The sequence below is a fragment of the Streptomyces sp. NEAU-W12 genome (genome assembly GCF_026242095.1).
Classification (GTDB): Bacteria; Actinomycetota; Actinomycetes; order Streptomycetales; family Streptomycetaceae; genus Streptomyces.
On the sequence record NZ_JAPJDM010000098.1, the window covers coordinates 1 to 1005 of the forward strand.

Annotated in this window: 1 protein-coding gene; it reads left to right on the forward strand. The window is 71.4% G+C overall.

The genetic code is table 11. The features are described 5' to 3' along the window. Positions 1–1005, forward strand: a 1005-nt coding sequence (locus ORI94_RS35225) for a type I polyketide synthase (RefSeq protein ID WP_266083191.1), incomplete at both ends; no start/stop codon positions are given.

Here is a 1005-nt window from a genome sequence, read left to right on the forward strand (position 1 = left end):
CGGTGGCGGATCTGGTGGGCCGGTATCCGGTGCGGGCCGTGGTGCACACGGCGGGTGTGCTGGACGACGGTGTGGTGGAGTCGTTGACGGGGGAGCGGCTGGCGGGTGTGTTGCGTCCGAAGGTGGATGCGGCCTGGCATCTGCACGAGGCGACCAAGGACCTCGACCTCACCGCCTTCGTGCTGTTCTCCTCCATGTCGGGCATCCTCGGCGGCCCCGGCCAGGCCAACTACGCGGCGGGCAACACGTTCCTCGACGCCCTGGCCCGGCACCGCCGCTCGCTCGGCCTGCCCGGCGCCTCCCTCGCGTGGGGACCGTGGACCCAGGACGCCGGCATGATCGGCACCCTCTCCGACACCGACGTCCACCGCATCGCCCGGGCCGGCATGCCGGAACTCACCGCCGAACAGGGCGCGGCCCTCTTCGACGCGGCACTCGACACCGGTGAACCCGTCGTCCTGCCCGTGCGTCTCGACCTCCCCGCCCTGCGGGAACAGGGCGACATCCACCCCATGCTCCGTGGTCTGATCCGGGTGCGGGCGCGGCGGTCGGTTGCCGGTGGTTCGGTGGCGACGGCCGGTCTGGTGCAGCGGTTGGAGGGTCTGGGCCGGGACGAGCGGCGTGAGGTGCTGCTGGACCTGGTGCGTGGTCAGATCGCGGTGGTGCTGGGTCATGCGGGTGCGCAGACGGTGGACCCGGGGCGTGCGTTCCAGGACCTGGGCTTCGACTCGCTGACGGCGGTGGAACTGCGGAACCGGCTGGGCAAGGCGACCGGGTTGCGGTTGCCGGCGACGGTGGTGTTCGACTATCCGACGGCGAACGCCCTGGTGGGCTATCTGTTGGACGAGTTGTTCGGTGTGGTGGAGCCGGCCGCGGTGGTGCCGGTGGGGTCGCTGCCGTCGGTGGCGGACGATCCGGTGGTGATCGTGGGGATGGCGTGCCGTTATCCGGGTGGTGTGTCCTCTCCCGAGGACCTGTGGCGGCTGGTGTCCGACGGCGTCGACG